Annotated in this window: 20 protein-coding genes and 1 riboswitch; of the genes, 3 read left to right on the top strand and 17 right to left on the bottom strand. The window is 33.0% G+C overall.

Annotated features, from left to right (window positions below):
* Together H1A07_RS06405 and coaBC are read right to left on the bottom strand one after the other, a co-directional pair.
* A complete protein-coding gene (locus H1A07_RS06405) occupies nucleotides 1-516 on the bottom strand; it encodes a VanZ family protein (RefSeq protein WP_057719527.1) in 516 nt (171 codons plus the stop codon).
* Nucleotides 494-1720: a bifunctional phosphopantothenoylcysteine decarboxylase/phosphopantothenate--cysteine ligase CoaBC gene (gene coaBC, locus H1A07_RS06410; RefSeq protein ID WP_210144739.1), complete on the bottom strand. Its 1227-nt coding sequence runs from the start codon at nucleotides 1718-1720 to the stop codon at nucleotides 494-496. Before coaBC ends, H1A07_RS06405 begins: the two co-directional genes overlap by 23 nt.
* Before the next feature lie 151 nt (nucleotides 1721-1871).
* Here coaBC and H1A07_RS06415 point away from each other — a divergent pair, with 151 nt between their 5' ends.
* Entirely contained in the window at nucleotides 1872-2765 is an 894-nt protein-coding gene (locus H1A07_RS06415) for a metal ABC transporter solute-binding protein, Zn/Mn family (RefSeq protein ID WP_210144740.1), read from the top strand.
* A 33-nt stretch (nucleotides 2766-2798) separates the two neighbouring features.
* On the opposite strand, the gene H1A07_RS06420 is transcribed toward H1A07_RS06415, so the two are convergent.
* Entirely contained in the window at nucleotides 2799-3572 is a 774-nt protein-coding gene (locus tag H1A07_RS06420; protein ID WP_057719530.1) for an alpha/beta fold hydrolase, read from the bottom strand.
* A 2-nt stretch (nucleotides 3573-3574) separates the two neighbouring features.
* Entirely contained in the window at nucleotides 3575-4282 is a 708-nt protein-coding gene (locus H1A07_RS06425) for a hypothetical protein (protein ID WP_094503443.1), read from the bottom strand.
* Between the two features lie 112 nt (nucleotides 4283-4394).
* Between H1A07_RS06425 and H1A07_RS06430 the strand changes: the two genes are divergently transcribed.
* The gene (locus H1A07_RS06430; RefSeq protein WP_210144741.1) at nucleotides 4395-5612 is read left to right on the top strand and encodes a DUF4097 family beta strand repeat-containing protein; all 1218 of its coding nucleotides are present in this window, start codon (nucleotides 4395-4397) and stop codon (nucleotides 5610-5612) included.
* Nucleotides 5613-5675: 63 nt separating this feature from the next.
* Here the strand turns inward: H1A07_RS06430 and crcB are convergent, their stop codons facing one another.
* The 11 genes from crcB to murB all read right to left on the bottom strand — a co-directional run bounded on the left by crcB (nucleotide 5676) and on the right by murB (nucleotide 15371).
* Nucleotides 5676-6038, bottom strand: a complete 363-nt coding sequence (gene crcB / locus H1A07_RS06435) for a fluoride efflux transporter CrcB (RefSeq protein ID WP_057719533.1) — start codon at nucleotides 6036-6038, stop codon at nucleotides 5676-5678.
* The gene (locus H1A07_RS06440; protein WP_210144742.1) at nucleotides 6035-6424 is read right to left on the bottom strand and encodes a fluoride efflux transporter FluC; all 390 of its coding nucleotides are present in this window, start codon (nucleotides 6422-6424) and stop codon (nucleotides 6035-6037) included. Before H1A07_RS06440 ends, crcB begins: the two co-directional genes overlap by 4 nt.
* Nucleotides 6417-7232 carry a Cof-type HAD-IIB family hydrolase gene (locus tag H1A07_RS06445; protein ID WP_210144743.1) on the bottom strand — a complete coding sequence of 272 codons (816 nt, stop codon included), beginning with the start codon at nucleotides 7230-7232 and terminating at the stop codon, nucleotides 6417-6419. The genes H1A07_RS06440 and H1A07_RS06445 overlap by 8 nt, the downstream gene beginning before the upstream one ends.
* An 88-nt stretch (nucleotides 7233-7320) precedes the next feature.
* Nucleotides 7321-7383: riboswitch (Fluoride riboswitch) on the bottom strand.
* Nucleotides 7384-7404: 21 nt separating this feature from the next.
* A complete protein-coding gene (glmM, locus tag H1A07_RS06450; protein ID WP_210144744.1) occupies nucleotides 7405-8760 on the bottom strand; it encodes a phosphoglucosamine mutase in 1356 nt (451 codons plus the stop codon).
* 24 nt (nucleotides 8761-8784) lie between these two features.
* On the bottom strand, nucleotides 8785-9753 hold the full coding sequence (locus tag H1A07_RS06455) for a CdaR family protein (RefSeq protein ID WP_057719537.1): 969 nt from the start codon (nucleotides 9751-9753) through the stop codon (nucleotides 8785-8787).
* Nucleotides 9750-10601 carry a diadenylate cyclase CdaA gene (cdaA, locus tag H1A07_RS06460; RefSeq protein ID WP_057719538.1) on the bottom strand — a complete coding sequence of 284 codons (852 nt, stop codon included), beginning with the start codon at nucleotides 10599-10601 and terminating at the stop codon, nucleotides 9750-9752. Before cdaA ends, H1A07_RS06455 begins: the two co-directional genes overlap by 4 nt.
* A 39-nt stretch (nucleotides 10602-10640) precedes the next feature.
* Nucleotides 10641-11714: an ABC transporter substrate-binding protein gene (locus H1A07_RS06465; RefSeq protein WP_094497083.1), complete on the bottom strand. Its 1074-nt coding sequence runs from the start codon at nucleotides 11712-11714 to the stop codon at nucleotides 10641-10643.
* Nucleotides 11711-12508 carry an ABC transporter permease gene (locus tag H1A07_RS06470; protein ID WP_057719540.1) on the bottom strand — a complete coding sequence of 266 codons (798 nt, stop codon included), beginning with the start codon at nucleotides 12506-12508 and terminating at the stop codon, nucleotides 11711-11713. Before H1A07_RS06470 ends, H1A07_RS06465 begins: the two co-directional genes overlap by 4 nt.
* Entirely contained in the window at nucleotides 12505-13317 is an 813-nt protein-coding gene (locus tag H1A07_RS06475; protein ID WP_094497087.1) for an ABC transporter permease, read from the bottom strand. The genes H1A07_RS06470 and H1A07_RS06475 overlap by 4 nt, the downstream gene beginning before the upstream one ends.
* 3 nt (nucleotides 13318-13320) lie before the next feature.
* Complete coding sequence (locus tag H1A07_RS06480; protein WP_057719542.1) at nucleotides 13321-14412, bottom strand: ABC transporter ATP-binding protein; 1092 nt, start codon at nucleotides 14410-14412, stop codon at nucleotides 13321-13323.
* A gap of 53 nt (nucleotides 14413-14465) precedes the next feature.
* Nucleotides 14466-15371 (bottom strand): UDP-N-acetylmuramate dehydrogenase, encoded by a 906-nt coding sequence (gene murB, locus H1A07_RS06485; RefSeq protein WP_210144745.1) that lies wholly within the window; start codon nucleotides 15369-15371, stop codon nucleotides 14466-14468.
* 116 nt (nucleotides 15372-15487) lie between these two features.
* Between murB and H1A07_RS06490 the strand changes: the two genes are divergently transcribed.
* Complete coding sequence (locus tag H1A07_RS06490) at nucleotides 15488-16021, top strand: 3'-5' exonuclease (protein WP_210144746.1); 534 nt, start codon at nucleotides 15488-15490, stop codon at nucleotides 16019-16021.
* Nucleotides 16022-16036: 15 nt separating this feature from the next.
* On the opposite strand, the gene tsaE is transcribed toward H1A07_RS06490, so the two are convergent.
* A complete protein-coding gene (tsaE, locus tag H1A07_RS06495; RefSeq protein ID WP_094497092.1) occupies nucleotides 16037-16513 on the bottom strand; it encodes a tRNA (adenosine(37)-N6)-threonylcarbamoyltransferase complex ATPase subunit type 1 TsaE in 477 nt (158 codons plus the stop codon).
* A 1-nt stretch (nucleotide 16514) separates the two neighbouring features.
* Nucleotides 16515-17492, bottom strand: a complete 978-nt coding sequence (gene pta / locus H1A07_RS06500) for a phosphate acetyltransferase (protein WP_210144747.1) — start codon at nucleotides 17490-17492, stop codon at nucleotides 16515-16517.

Here is a 17492-nt window from a genome sequence, read left to right on the forward strand (position 1 = left end):
TTATGAATTACGTTTTTCTTGTCGATGTCTTAACCAATAAACAAAGATACAAATTAAAATTGCTAATAATGCACCAGCTGAATCGAGTGCAACATCGTGTAAACTTGGAGTACGGTCTCCAGTTAAATACTGATGAAATTCATCTAATCCAGCCAATCCAATAATTCCTAGCCAAATAAACAAAGGACCACACCACTTCTTAAATAATCTATCTAATCCTAAACAAGCAAATAATCCTACTAAAAAATATGATGAAAAATGAGCAAACTTCCTCATTACAAATTGTGTCATCCCCGCTTCACCATTATCCAAAACAGCATTATGCCAGCGTCCACCGTAGTATATATTCCATCTACCAACAATTCTCTCAACAATCGGAAAATGACGATGAATAAATCCTGGGGACATTTCTTGTTCATGATATGTCATTGAACTAGAAATAAATAGTCCTAGCAATACTAATAACATTAAACATACAAAAATAAGTTCTCGCTTAGTTAACAAAGTTTTTTTCATTTTTAACTTTCCTACTTTCAAGTTTATCAGCAACTAAATTAATAATTTGCTTAGCAATTTCAACTTTAGTTGTCTCCTTGATACTTTTTGCTTCCTTACCTTTTCTAAGAACTGTAACTTGATCCTCATTACTGCCAAATACTCCATGACTCACATCATTAGCCACAATCATATCTGCATTTTTTTCTTCCAATTTTTTAGCCGCATTTTTTAGTAAATCATTTGTTTCAGCAGCAAAACCTACTACAACTTGATTTTCTTGTTTTATATTTCCCATTGTCTTTAAGATATCAGGAGTTTCTTTTAGGAAAATCTTTAACTCATTTCCTTGTTCTCGCTTCTTAATTTTATGATCAATATAATTTACCGGTTCATAATCAGCCACAGCAGCTGCCATAATTAAGGCATCCGTATTCAAAAATTCTTTTTTTACAGCTTCCAGCATCTCTTCTGTCGTCTCTACCCGAATATTGGTCAAATTAGGAGATTTTGGTAAAGGAACAGAAATATGACCTGAAATTAAAGTCACATCTGCACCTGCATTAAGAGCAGCTTTAGTAAGTGCAATGCCCATCTTACCACTAGAACGATTACCGAGATAACGAACTGGATCAAGTGGAGAAACTGTGCCACCCGCAGTAATTACAAGCTTTTTACCTAATAATCTTTCCTTTGCTTTTAAGGACGAATCTATCCAAGCCATAATATCAATAGGTTCAGGCATTCTACCTTTGCCACTATATCCCTCAGCTAAGCGCCCAATAGTTGGATCCATTATTTGAATACCATCTTGTCTTAAAAAAGATAAATTTCTTTGAAAAGCAGCATTACTCCACATATGATTATTCATCGCTGGTACTACATATTTAGGTGCAACTGTAGCTAGAAAAGTTGTACTTGCCGCATCATCGGCTAAGCCATTTGCGATTTTGGCAATAAAATTTGCAGTTGCTGGAACTACAACAGCAATCTCAGTCCAATCAGCCAATTCAATGTGCGGAATCTTATTAGCTACCTCTTCTTCCCATAGGTCGGTTAAGACTGGATATTTAGTTAAAGCAGCTAAAGTTTGAGTACTGGTCAAATGAACTGCTTCCTTAGTCATTACTACTCTTACTTCATGACCCGCTTTTTGAAAATCGCGCACCACACTAATTGCTTTATAGGCAGCAATACTACCAGTGATATATATTGTAGCTTTCATTGTTTCTTACCTTAATTCTGTAATTTCTTTCTACTATAACACAAGAATATTAATACAAAATAATTGACAAATAAAAAATTCTAATATATCCTGATATGATTTATATTGAATTAAAGGATAAATCTTATAATTTGAAAGGATAAATGTATTAATGAAAAAATATTACCGAAAAATACTAACAATTTTTTTGACAGCTTTTATACTTATTTTAATCCTGACAGGCTGTTCGAAAAAAGATAATTCATCATCTAATAAAATTTCAATTGTAACAAGTACTAACGTTTACGCAAATATTGCACAAAATGTCTTAGGAAAGTATGGCAAAGCAAGTGCAATCATTACTAATAGCTCTACAGATCCTCACGATTTTGAGCCAACTACAGCTGATGCCAAAAAAGTTCAAGATGCTAAAATTATTATTGCTAATGGTTTAGGATATGATTCTTGGTTACCAAAATTAGCTAAATCAAACAATAAATCTGCCGTTTTAGTTGGTGAAGACCTTATGAAACTTAAAAATGGTGCTAATCCTCATATTTGGTTTGATTTAAATATGCCTACTAAATATGTTAATTATTTAGTAAAACGTCTAGCCAAAATAGATAAGAAACATGCGGCCTACTATAAAGAAAACGGTGCTAAATATCTAGCAAAAATTAATAAGATCAAAAGGATAGCTGCTTCAGTTGATGGGGCTAAACAAAAGCCAGTTTATGTCAGTGAGCCTATTTTTGATTATGCTTTAAAAGCTACTCACTTCAAGATTGGAGACAAGGCATTTGAAGAAGCTATTGAAAATGAAACCGATCCAAGTGCTAAAATTATTCATCAAATGAACCAAACTATCGATAAACGAGGAATTTCTTTCTTTGTCAAAAATTCTCAAGTAAATAGTTCAACAGTAAATAACTTTGTAAAACGAGCCCAAGCAAAGAACATCCCAATTCTTCAAGTTCGTGAAACTATTCCAAATGATACAACTTATATAGAATGGATGACAGAAAATTATCAAAATCTTGCTAATATTAATAAAAAATTGAAATAATTCAAAAAAGAGGGGTACCCCTCTTTTTTCTTACTATAAAATAGCTCCCAATTTATTATTAAATTGTTTAGGAATTTCTGCCATGATCACGTGACCACTTGGCGACATAATCAAACTATCTATTTTCATATTTCTTTGTTTTAACCATTTCTCATAACCTTCTCGATAATATGGACTTTCCTTAGCAACGAAAAAAGTAGTCTGAATCTCAGTATTTTCTAAGACCGCACGCCAATCAAGTGACATATGATTTTCAAGTAAATCTACATTATCTTTTCTATTAAATGGATTATCCTGTTTAGCCTGCATTAACTTAGCATAAACATCATCATCTAAACCAGCATATGTTTCATGAACACTCGGTCTTTCTTGACATTTTTCTAGATAATTTTTTCTTGTATAATCCATAAATCCATACTGCCATTCGTTATCATTTAACATCTTTGGAGATTGATCAATTATTAAAGCTTGTTTAATTAAATCATGATAATGTTTCATCAAGCAAAAGATAATCGATGCACCCATTGAATGTCCCATAAAAATAGCTTTTTTTATCTGCAAAAATGATACCAACTCAAATAAATCTTGCGTTAACCGTTCTATATTATGTCCCTTTTCGGTTCGTTGGCTTTTACCCATATTTCTATGATCATAAGTTATAACTTGATATCCTAATTTATTTAGAAAAGGTACTTGAGCTGACCAAATTTCTTGGTAAGCGCCAAAGCCGTTAACCAAAACAATTGTTTTTCCTTTTCCTACTATTTCATAACTAATTTTCACATTATCGCTTGTCTTAAAAAGCATTTTTACTCCTTATCTTGCTTAATCTTAATAAATAGGCAACCAATCGCTGCAATTATCGCTGTAATTAAGGCCTGACTCAAACCACTACTTAAGCTCACATTAATTCCGCTATAAACACTTTGTTGAAGTGAGCTAGTAGCTACACCAGCAGCATATGATAAAACTCCATATGATCCCACCGCAGCAAGAATAAGAGGAATAATTGCAATTTTCTTACCAAATAAAACTAATGCTATTGCCAAAATATAAAAGCCGATGAGTAAGAAATATATCAAATGATAAATTTGAGCGGCTTGTTTTACATCAGACGAATTTTGTCTTAATTGTTCATTTACTAATTGTAAAATCACTTGATTAAAAACCTGTTCCTGCTGTGTATCATTATTCAACTGTAAATCAGCAGCTGTTAATTTATTATTAGCTAAATAATTCGTACTTAATTTATTTAAGCCTTGATATGACGTTTGCAACTTAATATTTTTAGGTAATTGCGATAAGAGTGTATCTTCTATTCCAGAATCTTGTAAAAAACTTACTCCCATCTGTAAATCACTATTATTCGATTGATCAACTACTTTATTAATTGAATTCTTTACTAAGCCAGCAGTACTGTCTACTTTTAATTGAACTGGACTCGTTAAAGTCAAGCTCAAGGAGATAAAAATCAAGCCACTAACTACTAATCTCCAAATCCATTTTATAAATTTCAAGTTTTTTCTCCTAATAAAAATTTAGTCTATATTTTAATACTCATAAAAAACATACATACAGCTTTTTTAGTGCTATATAATAAAAGTGTAACAAAAATTAAAGGAGTTCAATATGATTGATGAAAAACTAAAAAAATTTTTCAATAAATTTCCTCATATAAAGGAAAATAAACCTTTACAAACAACTCTCAGTAAGAAAATCAATAACTTAATAAAAAAAGAACTTCAACATGGAGCAAGTCAAATTGAAGCAGAGCAAAAAGCTCTATTGAATTTAACTGACCTTGATACGCTACTTTCACAACTAAAAAGCTTAGAAGCAACAGACTACAGCAAATATAATGACTTTTTTGCTAAAATTTTCGACTCAAAATTAGTTAATGAACTAAAACTTAAATTAAATCAAATTGACGAAATACATTTAAACTATCGTCTAGGTGATATACTGGTTCTACCAACTAATTCACCAAATTTAATCGTGCACGACTTTATGTCACGTGATATCGAGAATCTCCATTCAACTGTTGAAAAAATCGGAAATGTTCTTAAAATCACTCAAGGTCCGCGTAAATTAGTAGGTATTTTCAAAAATAAAACTTTACTATTCTTACCCAAAGAATTCACTGGATTTTTAACTATTCGAAGTCAAAGCGGAGATGTTTATATCAATAAAATTCCCAGTTACTGCATGATTGATATCACTGCTGTTTCGGGTGATTTACTATTAGCACATTCCACTCTCAAAAGAGTTCAAGCAGATCTAAAATCAGGCGATATTGCTGTATCTGCAACATCGGCTAATGTATTTCATATTAATGCTCATTCAGGGATGCTTACAGCTGATAATATTAATGCCAAAGAAGAAATCTCTTACCACACTACTAGTGGCAACATGGATTTAGAAAATATTTCAAGTAAGAACTTTTTTATTGATACTAAAACTGGAAAAATTACAGTCAATCAACTAAAAAGTCAAAATATTGAGATCTTAACTGATTCAGGCAATATAACTTTAAATAATATTGAAGCTAAAGGTAATGTTAAAGCTAATACCGGTAAAATAAATTTGTCGCTTGATAAAAGCAACAAATTTAATCTATCTATTCAAAGCAAGATAGGAAATATTCATATCCATATTCCAGATACCATATCCTTTACGTTTAACGTTGATACCAAGAAAATCGGTTTAACTGATCTTCCTCTCAACTCAATTATTTACAGTAGCGACGACTACGATAAGGTCAAAGGCTATGTGGGTGCTGAAGACTCAAATAATTCTCTAAATATTGAAAGTGATATGGGAAAAGTTTCAATTAAAAATCCAAATTAAATAATTAACAAACAAAAAAGAATGCTGGTAAACAAAAACTACCAGCATTCTTTTTTCTAAAAATTAGATTAGCATACCAACTTTATATCCGATAAATACTAAAAATAATCCTCCACCATAAGAAAGTAAGGCGTAAAGAATAAAAGTACCATAGTTATGGTCTTGCCAATGAGACAGAAGTTCAACATTTAATGTCGAAAAAGTAGTATATCCACCTAAAACTCCGGTCCCAACTAAGGCATAAATAAATGGAGATAACTTACATGCAAACACTACTCCTAATAAAAAGGCACCGGTTAAATTTATTAGCAGAGTTGCATAAGGGAAATCCCTCTCCCAATGTTTTTTGCCATAATTAGTAATTCCATATCTCAAAAGTGCACCCCAAATAGCGCCAAAACCTGCTACTACAACTGTTGTAATCATACTTTTATTGCCAACTTTCTACCTAGTACTTTACCGATTATCATTCCTAAATAAGCACATAAAAAACCAATAAATATTGAACTAAAAAAACACAAGATTGCTTGACTATGCATACCATTTTCTAATTGCTTTAAAGTATCTAAATGAAAACTAGAAAATGTCGTAAAAGCACCAACAAAACCAGTACTTAATCCCGTGACTAGCCAGTCACGACCTTCTCTAAATTCAATAAAGAAATAGGTCAAAAATGCCAATAAAAAACAGCCGAGAATGTTAGCAATAAATGTCCCCGACTGAGACCAAACTAAATTTAAATATGCTCTTAATGCACCTCCAAAAAAAGCAAATACTCCTACACTTAAATAATTTTCTATCTTTTTATTCATCAAATACCAACCTTCTTAATGCATATGCAATCCCATCTTCGTTATTTGTTTTCGTAACATAATTTGCGCGTTCCTTTATTTCAGATACCGCATTTCCCATTGCAACTTTATAGAATCCCGGAACATCAAACATAGAAATATCATTAGTTTGATCACCGAAAATCATTACTTCATCTTCTTTTAAATTTAGTTTTTTAGCTAATTCTTTTAACGCATTTCCTTTCGATGCCTGCTTTGAATTAATCTCAATCAAAGTTTCATCTGAAGTTGAAACATTATATCTTTCAAATACTTCCTCTGATAAATTCCGATAAATATTCTTCATTTCAGCTGGAGATCCTGAAAACATGGCCTTAGTAAATTTAATATCTTCTGAAATATCTTTTAGTTGAGAAACCTCGATTGGCATTCTTGTTAACCAGCTTTCACGTGATAAATAGTAATTAATAAAATGATCTAACGTAATAAACTTGTCTCTTACTTCAATATGAAAATTTGCTTGTAATTTATCAGCAATTTTTTCAAAAAAGATAAAATCATCATAACTTAATAGTTCTTCAACAATTGGCTTTCCTTGAGCATTTAACACTAAAGCCCCATTAAATGCAACAACGTACTGAGCAGAATCCTTTAAGTCCAACTCATTAAGATAGTCCTTAATACCTGGAAATGGTCTACCTGAGCACGGAACTATTTTAATTCCCATCCTTGATGCCTTTTGAAGAGCTTGCTTTGTTTTAACACTTATTTCTTGTTTATCATTTAATAAAGTTCCATCAAGATCTACAGCAATTAATTTTATATTCATTATTTTTTCTCCTTATGTAATCGGTTACTCTCCTTCCTATTATACAAAAAATGCATAAAAAAAGACGACACTACCTCCCTGTTAATACAAGAAAGTAGGCGTCGTCAGATATTAATCGGTTAAATTGGTGAACACCATCACCATATTAAATTTTAAATAAAACTAAAAACAATTAGTTTGAACCCATTTCTTCTTCAACAACTTTGGCAACTTCTTCACAGTACTTGTCAGCTAATTCTTGTGTTGGAGCTTCAGTCATTACACGAAGCAAACTTTGAGTTCCAGATGGACGAACAAAAATACGTCCTTCATCACTTAATTCTTTTTCAACCTTTTCAATGGCTTCAGTAATACGTTTATGTTTTTTCCAGTCTTTTTTATTTTTAACAGGAACATTAATTAAACGTTGTGGGTATTCTTTAAAGTCACTTAATAATTCGCTCAATGACTTACCAGTATCTTTCATTACGTATAGTAAATGTAAACCAGTAAGCATTCCGTCACCAGTGTTATGGTAATCACTGATAATAACGTGTCCAGATTGTTCACCACCAAGATTGTAACCATTAGCTCTCATTTCTTCTGAAACATAACGGTCACCAACTTGAGTTCTAACGTTCTTAAGACCACGTCTCTCTAAAGCCTTAGTAAACCCAAGATTACTCATTACAGTTGTAACGATGGTATCTTTCTTTAACCGTCCATGATCAGCAAGATATGAGCCAATGACGTACATAATGTGGTCACCATCAACTTCATTACCCTTTTCATCAACAGCGATACAACGATCAGCATCCCCATCGAATGCTAAACCTAATTGAGCACCTTGTTTTACAACTTCTTCTTGTAACTTCTTAGTATGAGTAGCACCAACATGATCATTAATGTTTAAACCATCTGGATGAGTAGCAATAGTAGTAAAGTCAACACCCATATCAGCAAATAATCTTGAAATCAATGCACTTGCTGCACCATTAGCACCATCAATAACTACTTTTATACCACTTAATTCTTCAGGTAAAGTATTTTCAATAAATTGTAAGTACTTTGAAGCACCTTCATGATAATTTGTCACAGTACCCAAGCCTTCTGCAGATGGGCGAGGAAGTTTATCTTCAGGAGCGTCGATCAATTTTTCAATTTCTTCTTCTTTAGCATCGGATAGTTTCAAACCATCGCTACCAAAAAACTTAATTCCATTATCTTCAACTGGATTATGGGAAGCAGAGATTTGAACACCGGCATCTGCATCTTGTGCACGCACCAAGTAAGAAAGACCAGGAGTAGTAATTACACCAACTTCTAAAACTTCAATTCCAACGGAAAGTAACCCAGAAATCAATGCATACTCTAACATTTGACCAGAAATACGTGTATCACGAGAAACTAATACCTTAGCTCTTTCTCCATCTTTCTTATCCTTGGTAAGAACATAACCTCCATCACGACCTAATTTAAAAGCCATTTCTGGAGTCAAACCAGCATTAGCAACCCCCCGTACACCATCTGTTCCAAAATATTTAAGCATAATTTTTAACAACCTTTCCTTGTTTTATTCCTTTTTAGCAGTAGTATCAGTAACTTTGATGTGAACTGGTATTACTGATGGTGAAACCTTAACTACGCCCTTTGGTAATTTAACTGCAACATCTTTTGTAATGTCATGATTTACACCACTTAAATCAACCTTTAAAGGTATCGATGTTATCTTTTTAAGCGTATTATCATCACCGTATATCTCAACTGTCTCTTTTTGTGCAGTCAAAGAGTAAACATGAGTCGATGATTCATTTTTCGAAGTCACATTTACCTTGACCTTTTTCTTCGATAAATTAATTGGGATAATAATATGCGCTGTTGCTGGATCAATAGCAACATTAAGTTGATGTCCCTCTTTATCAAGTGCTATCAACATTTCCTCGCGCTCAAAAGTGCTGTCTATCCCTTTAGGTAAACTTGCTCGAGCCACTACACGGTCTACCTGGTTAACCTCACTTTTTGCTCCAGTAATATTAACCACTTCTGGTTCACTTTTAGCAGTTCCTAAGTTATACCCATGAGATACAGCACTCTTATTATACTCTATTTGTACAGGAAGAGTACGAGATTTTCTTTTTTGAATGTTCACATGCACTTTACTAGGACTAATGCTATAAGTCAATTGATTGCTCAAGCCATTTACCTTAATTGGTACAATATGTTCTCCCGTTTTTAAGTGACTTAGATCAATATAGACCCGAAAATTTTGCGTATTAATAGTAGATGTAACTAATGCATTTGATCCTTCTAAAGTTAAATTTATTTTTTCAGGATATCCAGTTACATAGTATTTATCTGTATTAATGGACACCTGTAAAGGTGCTTTAATCACCTGCGTTTTAGTAGCAGTTTTTAAGGTATCTTCGCGTCGTCCTTGAATTACATAACCTTGCTGATTAGATGAAACATATACAGCAAGCAAAATTGCCAAAATCAACGCAACAATTCGATAGAACCAAGGTTTATCAAAAAATTTTTTCATTTTTTATTTGACCCCCAGTTCCAGATATGATTTACAATTCGTTGATACCATCTTGGATTTTCGTCTTCTTTTTCCTTCGGAACTAATTGAGCATTTAAATATTTCAAATACTCTTCTCTAGTTAAATCAAGCATAAACTGACTATTGCGAGTAATTGTTACCCCACCAGTTTCTTCAGATACAACAATTGTAATAGCATCTGTAACTTCTGAAATACCAACGGCAGCACGGTGACGAGTTCCAAGTTTTTTAGGAATCATACTATTATCAGAAAGTGGTAAGTAAGCGGCAGCAACTGCAATCCGATTATTACGAATAATAACAGCCCCATCATGTAATGGGGTATTAGGAATAAAAATATTAATTAATAACTCCCCAGTAATATCCGCATCTACTGGAATACCAGTTTCAATATAATCTTCTAGACCAGTATTTTGTTGAATTGTAATCAAAGCACCAATTCTTCTTTTAGACATATATTGGATTGCTTTATCCAATTCTCCAATCATTTTTTCAGCAGCTTGCTTTTCAGTCATTGTTGTTCCGCCAAAAATAGGTGAACGGCCCAAATGCTCAAGTCCACGCCTAATTTCAGGTTGAAAAATAACAATTATTCCAATTACAGACCAAGAAAGAATTTGATCAACAAAATACGTTAACGTATGTAGATGTAATAAGCCAGCAACAATTCTAACTAAAATAATTAATGATATTCCCTTAACTAGCTGAACGGCTTTCGTTCCCCTAACCAACATAATTAAGCGATAAATGATATACCAGACAATTAAAATATCAATAATATTCATCAGATTCTGCCAGGTAAATATCTGTTCAATATTAAACTTCATAGCACCCTCCTAAAAAATAATTATATCGAACTTCTTGATTTACCGACCATACATTTTAAATTCAAGAAAGAGATCATTATATTCTTGAATTTTCTTCGGGCCCAGATCTCGATAAACTTCTAAATTTTTCATAGCCTGTTTGCTTGGATAAAATTGTTTATCATTTCTTATTTCTTTAGGTAGTAACTTTTGAGCTTTTACATTTGGAGTTGCATAACCGATATATTCCGCATTTTGGGCAGCATTCTTAGGATCAAGCATAAAATTAATAAAAGCATATGCTCCAGCCTTATTTTTTACAGTACGAGGAATAACAAAATTGTCGAACCATAAATTTGATCCTTCAGGAGGAACAACATAATGTAAATGTTTATTATCGTTTAACATGGTACGTGCTTCGCCTGACCAAGTTACCCCAACAGCTGCTTCATTTTGTATCATGTACATTTTTAATTCATCAGAAATAATTGCTTTTACATTTGGTCCTAGGCCATCTAACTTTGTTTTTGCGAGCTTAAGATCTAAAGTATTAGTTGTATTTAACGACTTTCCCATAGAAGCTAAAGAAAGTCCCATAATATCTCTAGCCGAATCAACTAATAAAATATTATGACAATAATCTTTTGACCACAAATCATTCCAGTGCTTGATTTGACCAGGCTTTACAAATTTATCATTATATACAATTCCTAAAGTTCCCCAAAAATACGGAACAGAATAGGTGTTTTTTGGATCAAATGAATGATGTAAAAATTCACTTCCAATATTTTTATAGTTTGGTATTTTTTTCGTATCAATTTCATCAAGCAAATTAGCTTTCCGCATTTTTGAAATCATATAATCGGAAGGCACACAAATATCATACGCTGTTCCACCTTGTTTTATTTTGGTATACATGGCTTCATTTGAATCAAAGGTTTCATAAATCACATGATATCCTGTTTGTTTTTCAAATTTTTTGATTAATTTAGGATCAATATAGTCGCCCCAATTATAGATAATTAAGTTTTTATTATTAGAACTGATGCCATTATCATTTAACTTTTTTGCACCAACTTCTAATCCTAAACAAACTAACAAAATAGCCGCAATTCCAATTAATAGTTTTTTCATTGTGCACGTCCCTTACCAATATGGGTCTTATGATTAGTAATCACATAATAAATTAATACTAAAATCATCACAAAAATAAACATTATTGTACTTAGAGCATTGATTTCCAAATTAATACCTTGACGTGCACGTGAATAGATTTCTACAGATAAAGTTGAAAAACCATTTCCCGTCACAAAAAAAGTAACTGCAAAATCATCTAAAGAATAAGTCAAAGCCATAAAAAAGCCAGCTAAAATCCCGGGTGTAATAGCCGGAATCATTACCTTACTATAAACTTGCCAAGTGGATGCACCTAAATCTCGAGCAGCATCTACTAAAGAATAATCAAATTCTTTTAAACGAGGTAATACCATTAATACGACAATTGGAATTGAAAAAGCAATATGACTTAATAAAACAGATCCAAAACCTAAACCAATTCCTAAAAAAGTAAAGAAGATTAAAAAGCTAGCCCCAATAATTACATCCGGCGAAACCATCAAAACGTTGTTAAGGGCTAGTAATGTCTTTTGTCCCTTTTTATTTTTGGTCTGACTAATTGCAATCGCACCAAATGTTCCAATTATTGTAGCAATCAGACTTGATAAAAGAGCTAGCAAAATTGTTTCCAAAAAGATTGCTAATAGGCGATTGTCACTAAAAAGATCTTGATAATGGCTAAAAGTAAATTTTTCAAAATGATCCATATTATGACCACTTGAAAAGGAATAATATATCAGATAAAAAATTGGTAAATACATTAAAACTAAGATAAAACCAAAATAAATTCGAGACCATTTTATTCTTTTCATAGTTTTATCTCCTTCTTTTTATGATGATCAGATGAGGTAAATAGCATCACTATTACCATTAATACTATTAAAACAACCCCAATCGTTGATCCCATTGACCAATTCATTGTTGTCATAAAGTACTCTTCAATAGCTGTCCCAAGGGTAATTACTCGATTACCTCCAATTAATCTTGTCAACATAAATAAAGATAATGAGGGAATAAATACAGCTTGTATTCCAGATTCAACCCCAGATTTTGAAAGTGGCCATAAAACCTTAATAAATGTTTGCCATTTACTTGCACCCAAATCGTAAGCCGCTTGAATTACAGCAGGATTAATATCGCAAATTGCATTATAGATTGGCAAAATCATAAATGGAATTTCGATATAAGCTGCAACAAAAATAAAGGCAAAATCAGTAAATAAAATATTCGCCGGTGCTATTCCAAATAGCCGTAAAAAATTATTCAACAATCCATGCTTACTAAAAATGCCAATAAATGCGTAAGCTTTCAAAAGCAAATTAATCCAAGTAGGTAAAATAATTAATAACAACCAAAATTGTTGATTTTTCATTTGGCTTAAAATATAGGCAATTGGATAAGAGATTAGCAGCGTAATTAAGGTAATTAAGAATGCATACCAAAATGAATTTAGAGTCATTCTTAAAAAAGTACCATTAACAAAAAATTGCTGAAAATTCTTTAAGGTAAAGCCATCCTCTCCCTTAAATGCATTAATTGTGATCAAAATAATCGGGGCGATAACAAATAAGCTAAGCCACAGAACATAAGGAATGAGAAAAAATAATTTACTTTTTTTCATATCTTACTCCTCTCCTTCATATGCCTCTAATCGTTTATCAAATTCAGCTTCACTTTCACCAAAACGCATTACGTGAATATCTTCCGGATCAAAATACACTCCAACTTCCTTGCCAATCTTAGTTGGATTAGTAGAATGAATTAACCACTCATTCTCATCACTATCAATAGCTTTAATCTCAAAGTGATCACCTAAAAACAATTGGCTTTCAACCATAACTCGTAATTTTCCATGTTCAATATCAGTAATATCCAAATCTTCTGGTCTTAAAACAACTTCTACTTTTTCACCAGGTTTTATTCCAGCATCAGCACATTCAAAACGATGATTTCCAAATTCTACTTCGTAATCTTTAATCATTCGACCACTTAAAATATTAGAATCACCAATAAAACGAGCTACAAAATCATTAACTGGCTCATCATAAATATCGACCGGACTTCCGCTTTGTTGAATCTTACCTTCGTTTAACACAAAAATCTCATCACTCATTGCCAAAGCTTCTTCTTGATCGTGAGTAACAAAAATAAATGTAATACCCAACTTTTTTTGAATCTCACGCAGCTCAAACTGCATATCCTTTCTCAAGCGTTTATCAAGAGCAGACAAAGACTCATCTAAAAGCAAAACTTTTGGTTGGTTTACTATTGCTCGTGCAATAGCTACTCGTTGCTGTTGTCCACCACTTAATTCAGAAATTTCTCTATTTGCGAATCCGTCTAATTGAACCATGTGGAGAGCTTCTTTAACTGCCATTTTTATTTCTTGCTTATCTTTTTTCTTAATTTGTAAGCCAAAAGCCACATTTTCAAAGACATTCATATGCGGAAATAAAGCATAATTTTGAAAAACAGTATTAATTTTTCGCTTAGATGAATCAAGGTTAGTAATATCATCTCCGTCAAAAAAGACTTTTCCGCTCGTAGGTTCACTAAATCCGGCAATTATTCTCAAAATAGTCGTTTTTCCTGATCCTGATGGTCCCAGTAATGAATAAAATTTTCCAGATTCAATTGTTAAATTAATATCCTTTAACGCTACAAAACCATCATCATATTCTTTGCGTACATGATTTAACTTAATAATATCGCTCAACTTTTTTCACCATCTCATCAAAAAAGCTACAAGCCGTTACTTGTAGCTCTTTCCTAATCTTTCTCTTTTCCAATAATTCTTACTTCAGTTTGTAAATCAACATCAAAATCTTTTTTGATTGTTTTTTGAATCAAATGAATTAAATCTAGGTAATCAGTAGCTGTAGCACCGCCCACATTAACAATAAAACCTGCATGTTTCATTGAGTCTTCAGCGCCGCCAATTCTTTTACCTTGAAGCCCTGCTTTAATAATCATTGGTCCCACAAAGTGACCAGCTGGACGTTTAAATACACTACCACAAGATGGATATTCAAGTGGCTGTTTTGCTCTACGTAAGCCATTAAAGTACTCCATTTTTGCTTTAATAGCCCATTTATCGCCAACCTCAAGACCAAAAGTAGCACTTACAACGATGTCTCCAGTTTCTTGAACTAAAGAATGACGATATCCAAATTCCATCTCATCATGAGTATAGGTCTTAAATTCGCCTTCTCTAGTTAAAACACAAACTGACTTAATAACAAATTCAGTTTCCCCACCATAAGCGCCAGCATTCATAAATACTGCACCACCGACACTACCAGGAATACCTGCTGCAAATTCTAATCCACTAAGACCTGCTTCACAGGCTGCCTCAGATGTATCAATAATTCGAGCACCCGCATCTGCAGTAACAGTTGCATTTTCCTTGTTTGCCGTAATTTCATTCATTTTAGTCAAAATTAGAACTAAGCCGGTAATACCACCATCTCTAATAATTAAATTAGATGCATTTCCAATAACAGTTAATGGAATATCATTACTTTTAACTGTATTTACTAAGAGCTCTAATTCCTTTAAATTCTTAGGAAAAGCTAGATATTGCGCCGGTCCACCAGTCTTAGTAAAAGTAAAACGGCTTAATGGAATATTTTCTTGAATGTCAATTCCTTGTTGCTTTAAATCCATCGGTTGCATTTTTATCTCTCTTTTCCTTAAATAAATCATCCCTTTAATCATACCGCATTAAATAGCTAGTTTTCTACCTTAAGTGTTATACTAAAAAGAAAAATAATAAAAATTCGAGGATAAAGATGAACTTTACTGCAATGGATTTTGAAACGGCGAATAATCGCCCAGAAAGTGCATGTTCTCTCGCTCTTGTTATGGTTCGGAATAATGAAATTGTTGATCGTTTTTATACAGTCATTAACCCACAAATGCCTTTTGATGGTCGCAATATAAGAATCCATGGCATTACCGCTGAAGACGTAAAAAATGCACCTACAATGGCTGAGGTGTGGCCAAAAATCAAGAAACTATATCAACCGGGGATGCTAGTTGCTGCTCATAACGCTCGCTTTGATTGCCGAGTAATGGAAAAATCACTAGCACGCTACAATATTCCTGCTCCCCATTACCTTGCAATTGATACTTTAGCAACTAGTAAGGCTTTTGAACCTGATCTATCTAATCATAAATTAGATACAGTTTCAGAAGCTTTAAATATTAATCTTTGGCATCATCATAATGCATTAAGCGATAGTGAAGCATGTGCAGAAATCTTAATTGAAGAAAATAAATGTGTTGGAGATGCTCCAATTAAGAAAATGGTTAAGCGAATTTAAGCTTAACCATTTTTATTATTCAAAATATTTTTTTATCTCTGACAACCAAGTCATATTTCTCTCTCCAACTGGTTTAAATTCAACTATTCTTTTTGTTGAATCCCAGGAATCATCTAGGCGCTTAATCGATAATTCAAGATAATCTTTTGGAAGATCATCAATAATGAATTGTGGCCACTCAATTACTACTAAACCATCTTCAGCCAAATATGCAGGCATATCAATACTTGATAAGTCTCCATCTTCTAATCGATACATGTCCATGTGAAAAAGCGGCATTTTTCCTTCGCGATACTCTCTTACAATTGTAAAAGTCGGACTTTTTACTGGACGTCTTATTCCAAGAACCCTTGCAATTCCTTTAGTTAAAGTTGTTTTTCCTGCACCTAAATCTCCACTTAATAATAAAAGATCATGACCTTGACTAGTTTCGCCAATTGCTTTACCCAGTTTTTGCATTTGTTCATCAGAATTTATCTCTAATGATTCCATGTTATTTCTCCATATTAGCTTGTGCAGCAGTCAAAATAGCTAACAAATATACATCCTCTGTCTTGCATCCACGAGATAAATCATTAATTGGTGCAGCTAGCCCTTGTAATACAGGCCCAATTGCACTAAAGCCACCTAATCGTTCTGCTACCTTATAGGAGATATTACCAGATTGTAATTCTGGAAAAATAAAGACATTTGCATGACCAGCAACGGCAGAGCCTGGTGCTTTTGCTTCACCAACGCGTGGAACAATTGCAGCATCAAATTGCAGTTCACCATCGCAAATTAATTCAGGATACTTTTTATGTACTAAGTCATTTGCTTCTTGAACTTTTGTTACCATTGGCCCTTGTGCTGAACCCTTAGTTGAAAAACTAAGCATTGCAATTTTAGGATCAAGACCAATCATCTCTGCAGTTTTGCTAGACTGGTAAGCAATTTCAGCTAAAGTTTCACTATCTGGATCAATGTTAATGGCACAGTCAGCAAAAATATACTTTTCATCTCCGCGCTCCATAATCATTGCACCTGAGACGCGACCCATTCCCTTTTTAGTCTTAATAATTTGAAGAGCAGGCCGAACAGTATTCGCTGTTGAATGAGTTGCTCCTGAAACCATTCCATCAGCTTTTCCTTCATATACTAGCATTGTGCCAAAGTAAGAAACATCTTGTAAAATTTCTTTTGCTTCTGCTAAAGTATTCTTTCCTTTTCTCAATTCAACAAAATCTTGACACATTTTTTCAAAATCTGGATAAACTGTTGGATTAATAATTTCAATTGATCCTAAATCAGCACTTAATCTTTCAGCAGTTTCAATTACTTCGTCGGGCTTTCCTAATAAAATTGGCTCAACAATATTTTCTTTATCAAGACGGACCGCAGCTCTAATTATCCGTTCATCATTTCCTTCTGGGAAAACAATTACTTTCTTCGATTCTTTTGCTTTTTTCTTAAGTGAGTCAAATACTTTCAT

Source organism: Lactobacillus taiwanensis (assembly GCF_017894345.1).
Lineage (GTDB): Bacteria > Bacillota > Bacilli > Lactobacillales > Lactobacillaceae > Lactobacillus > Lactobacillus taiwanensis.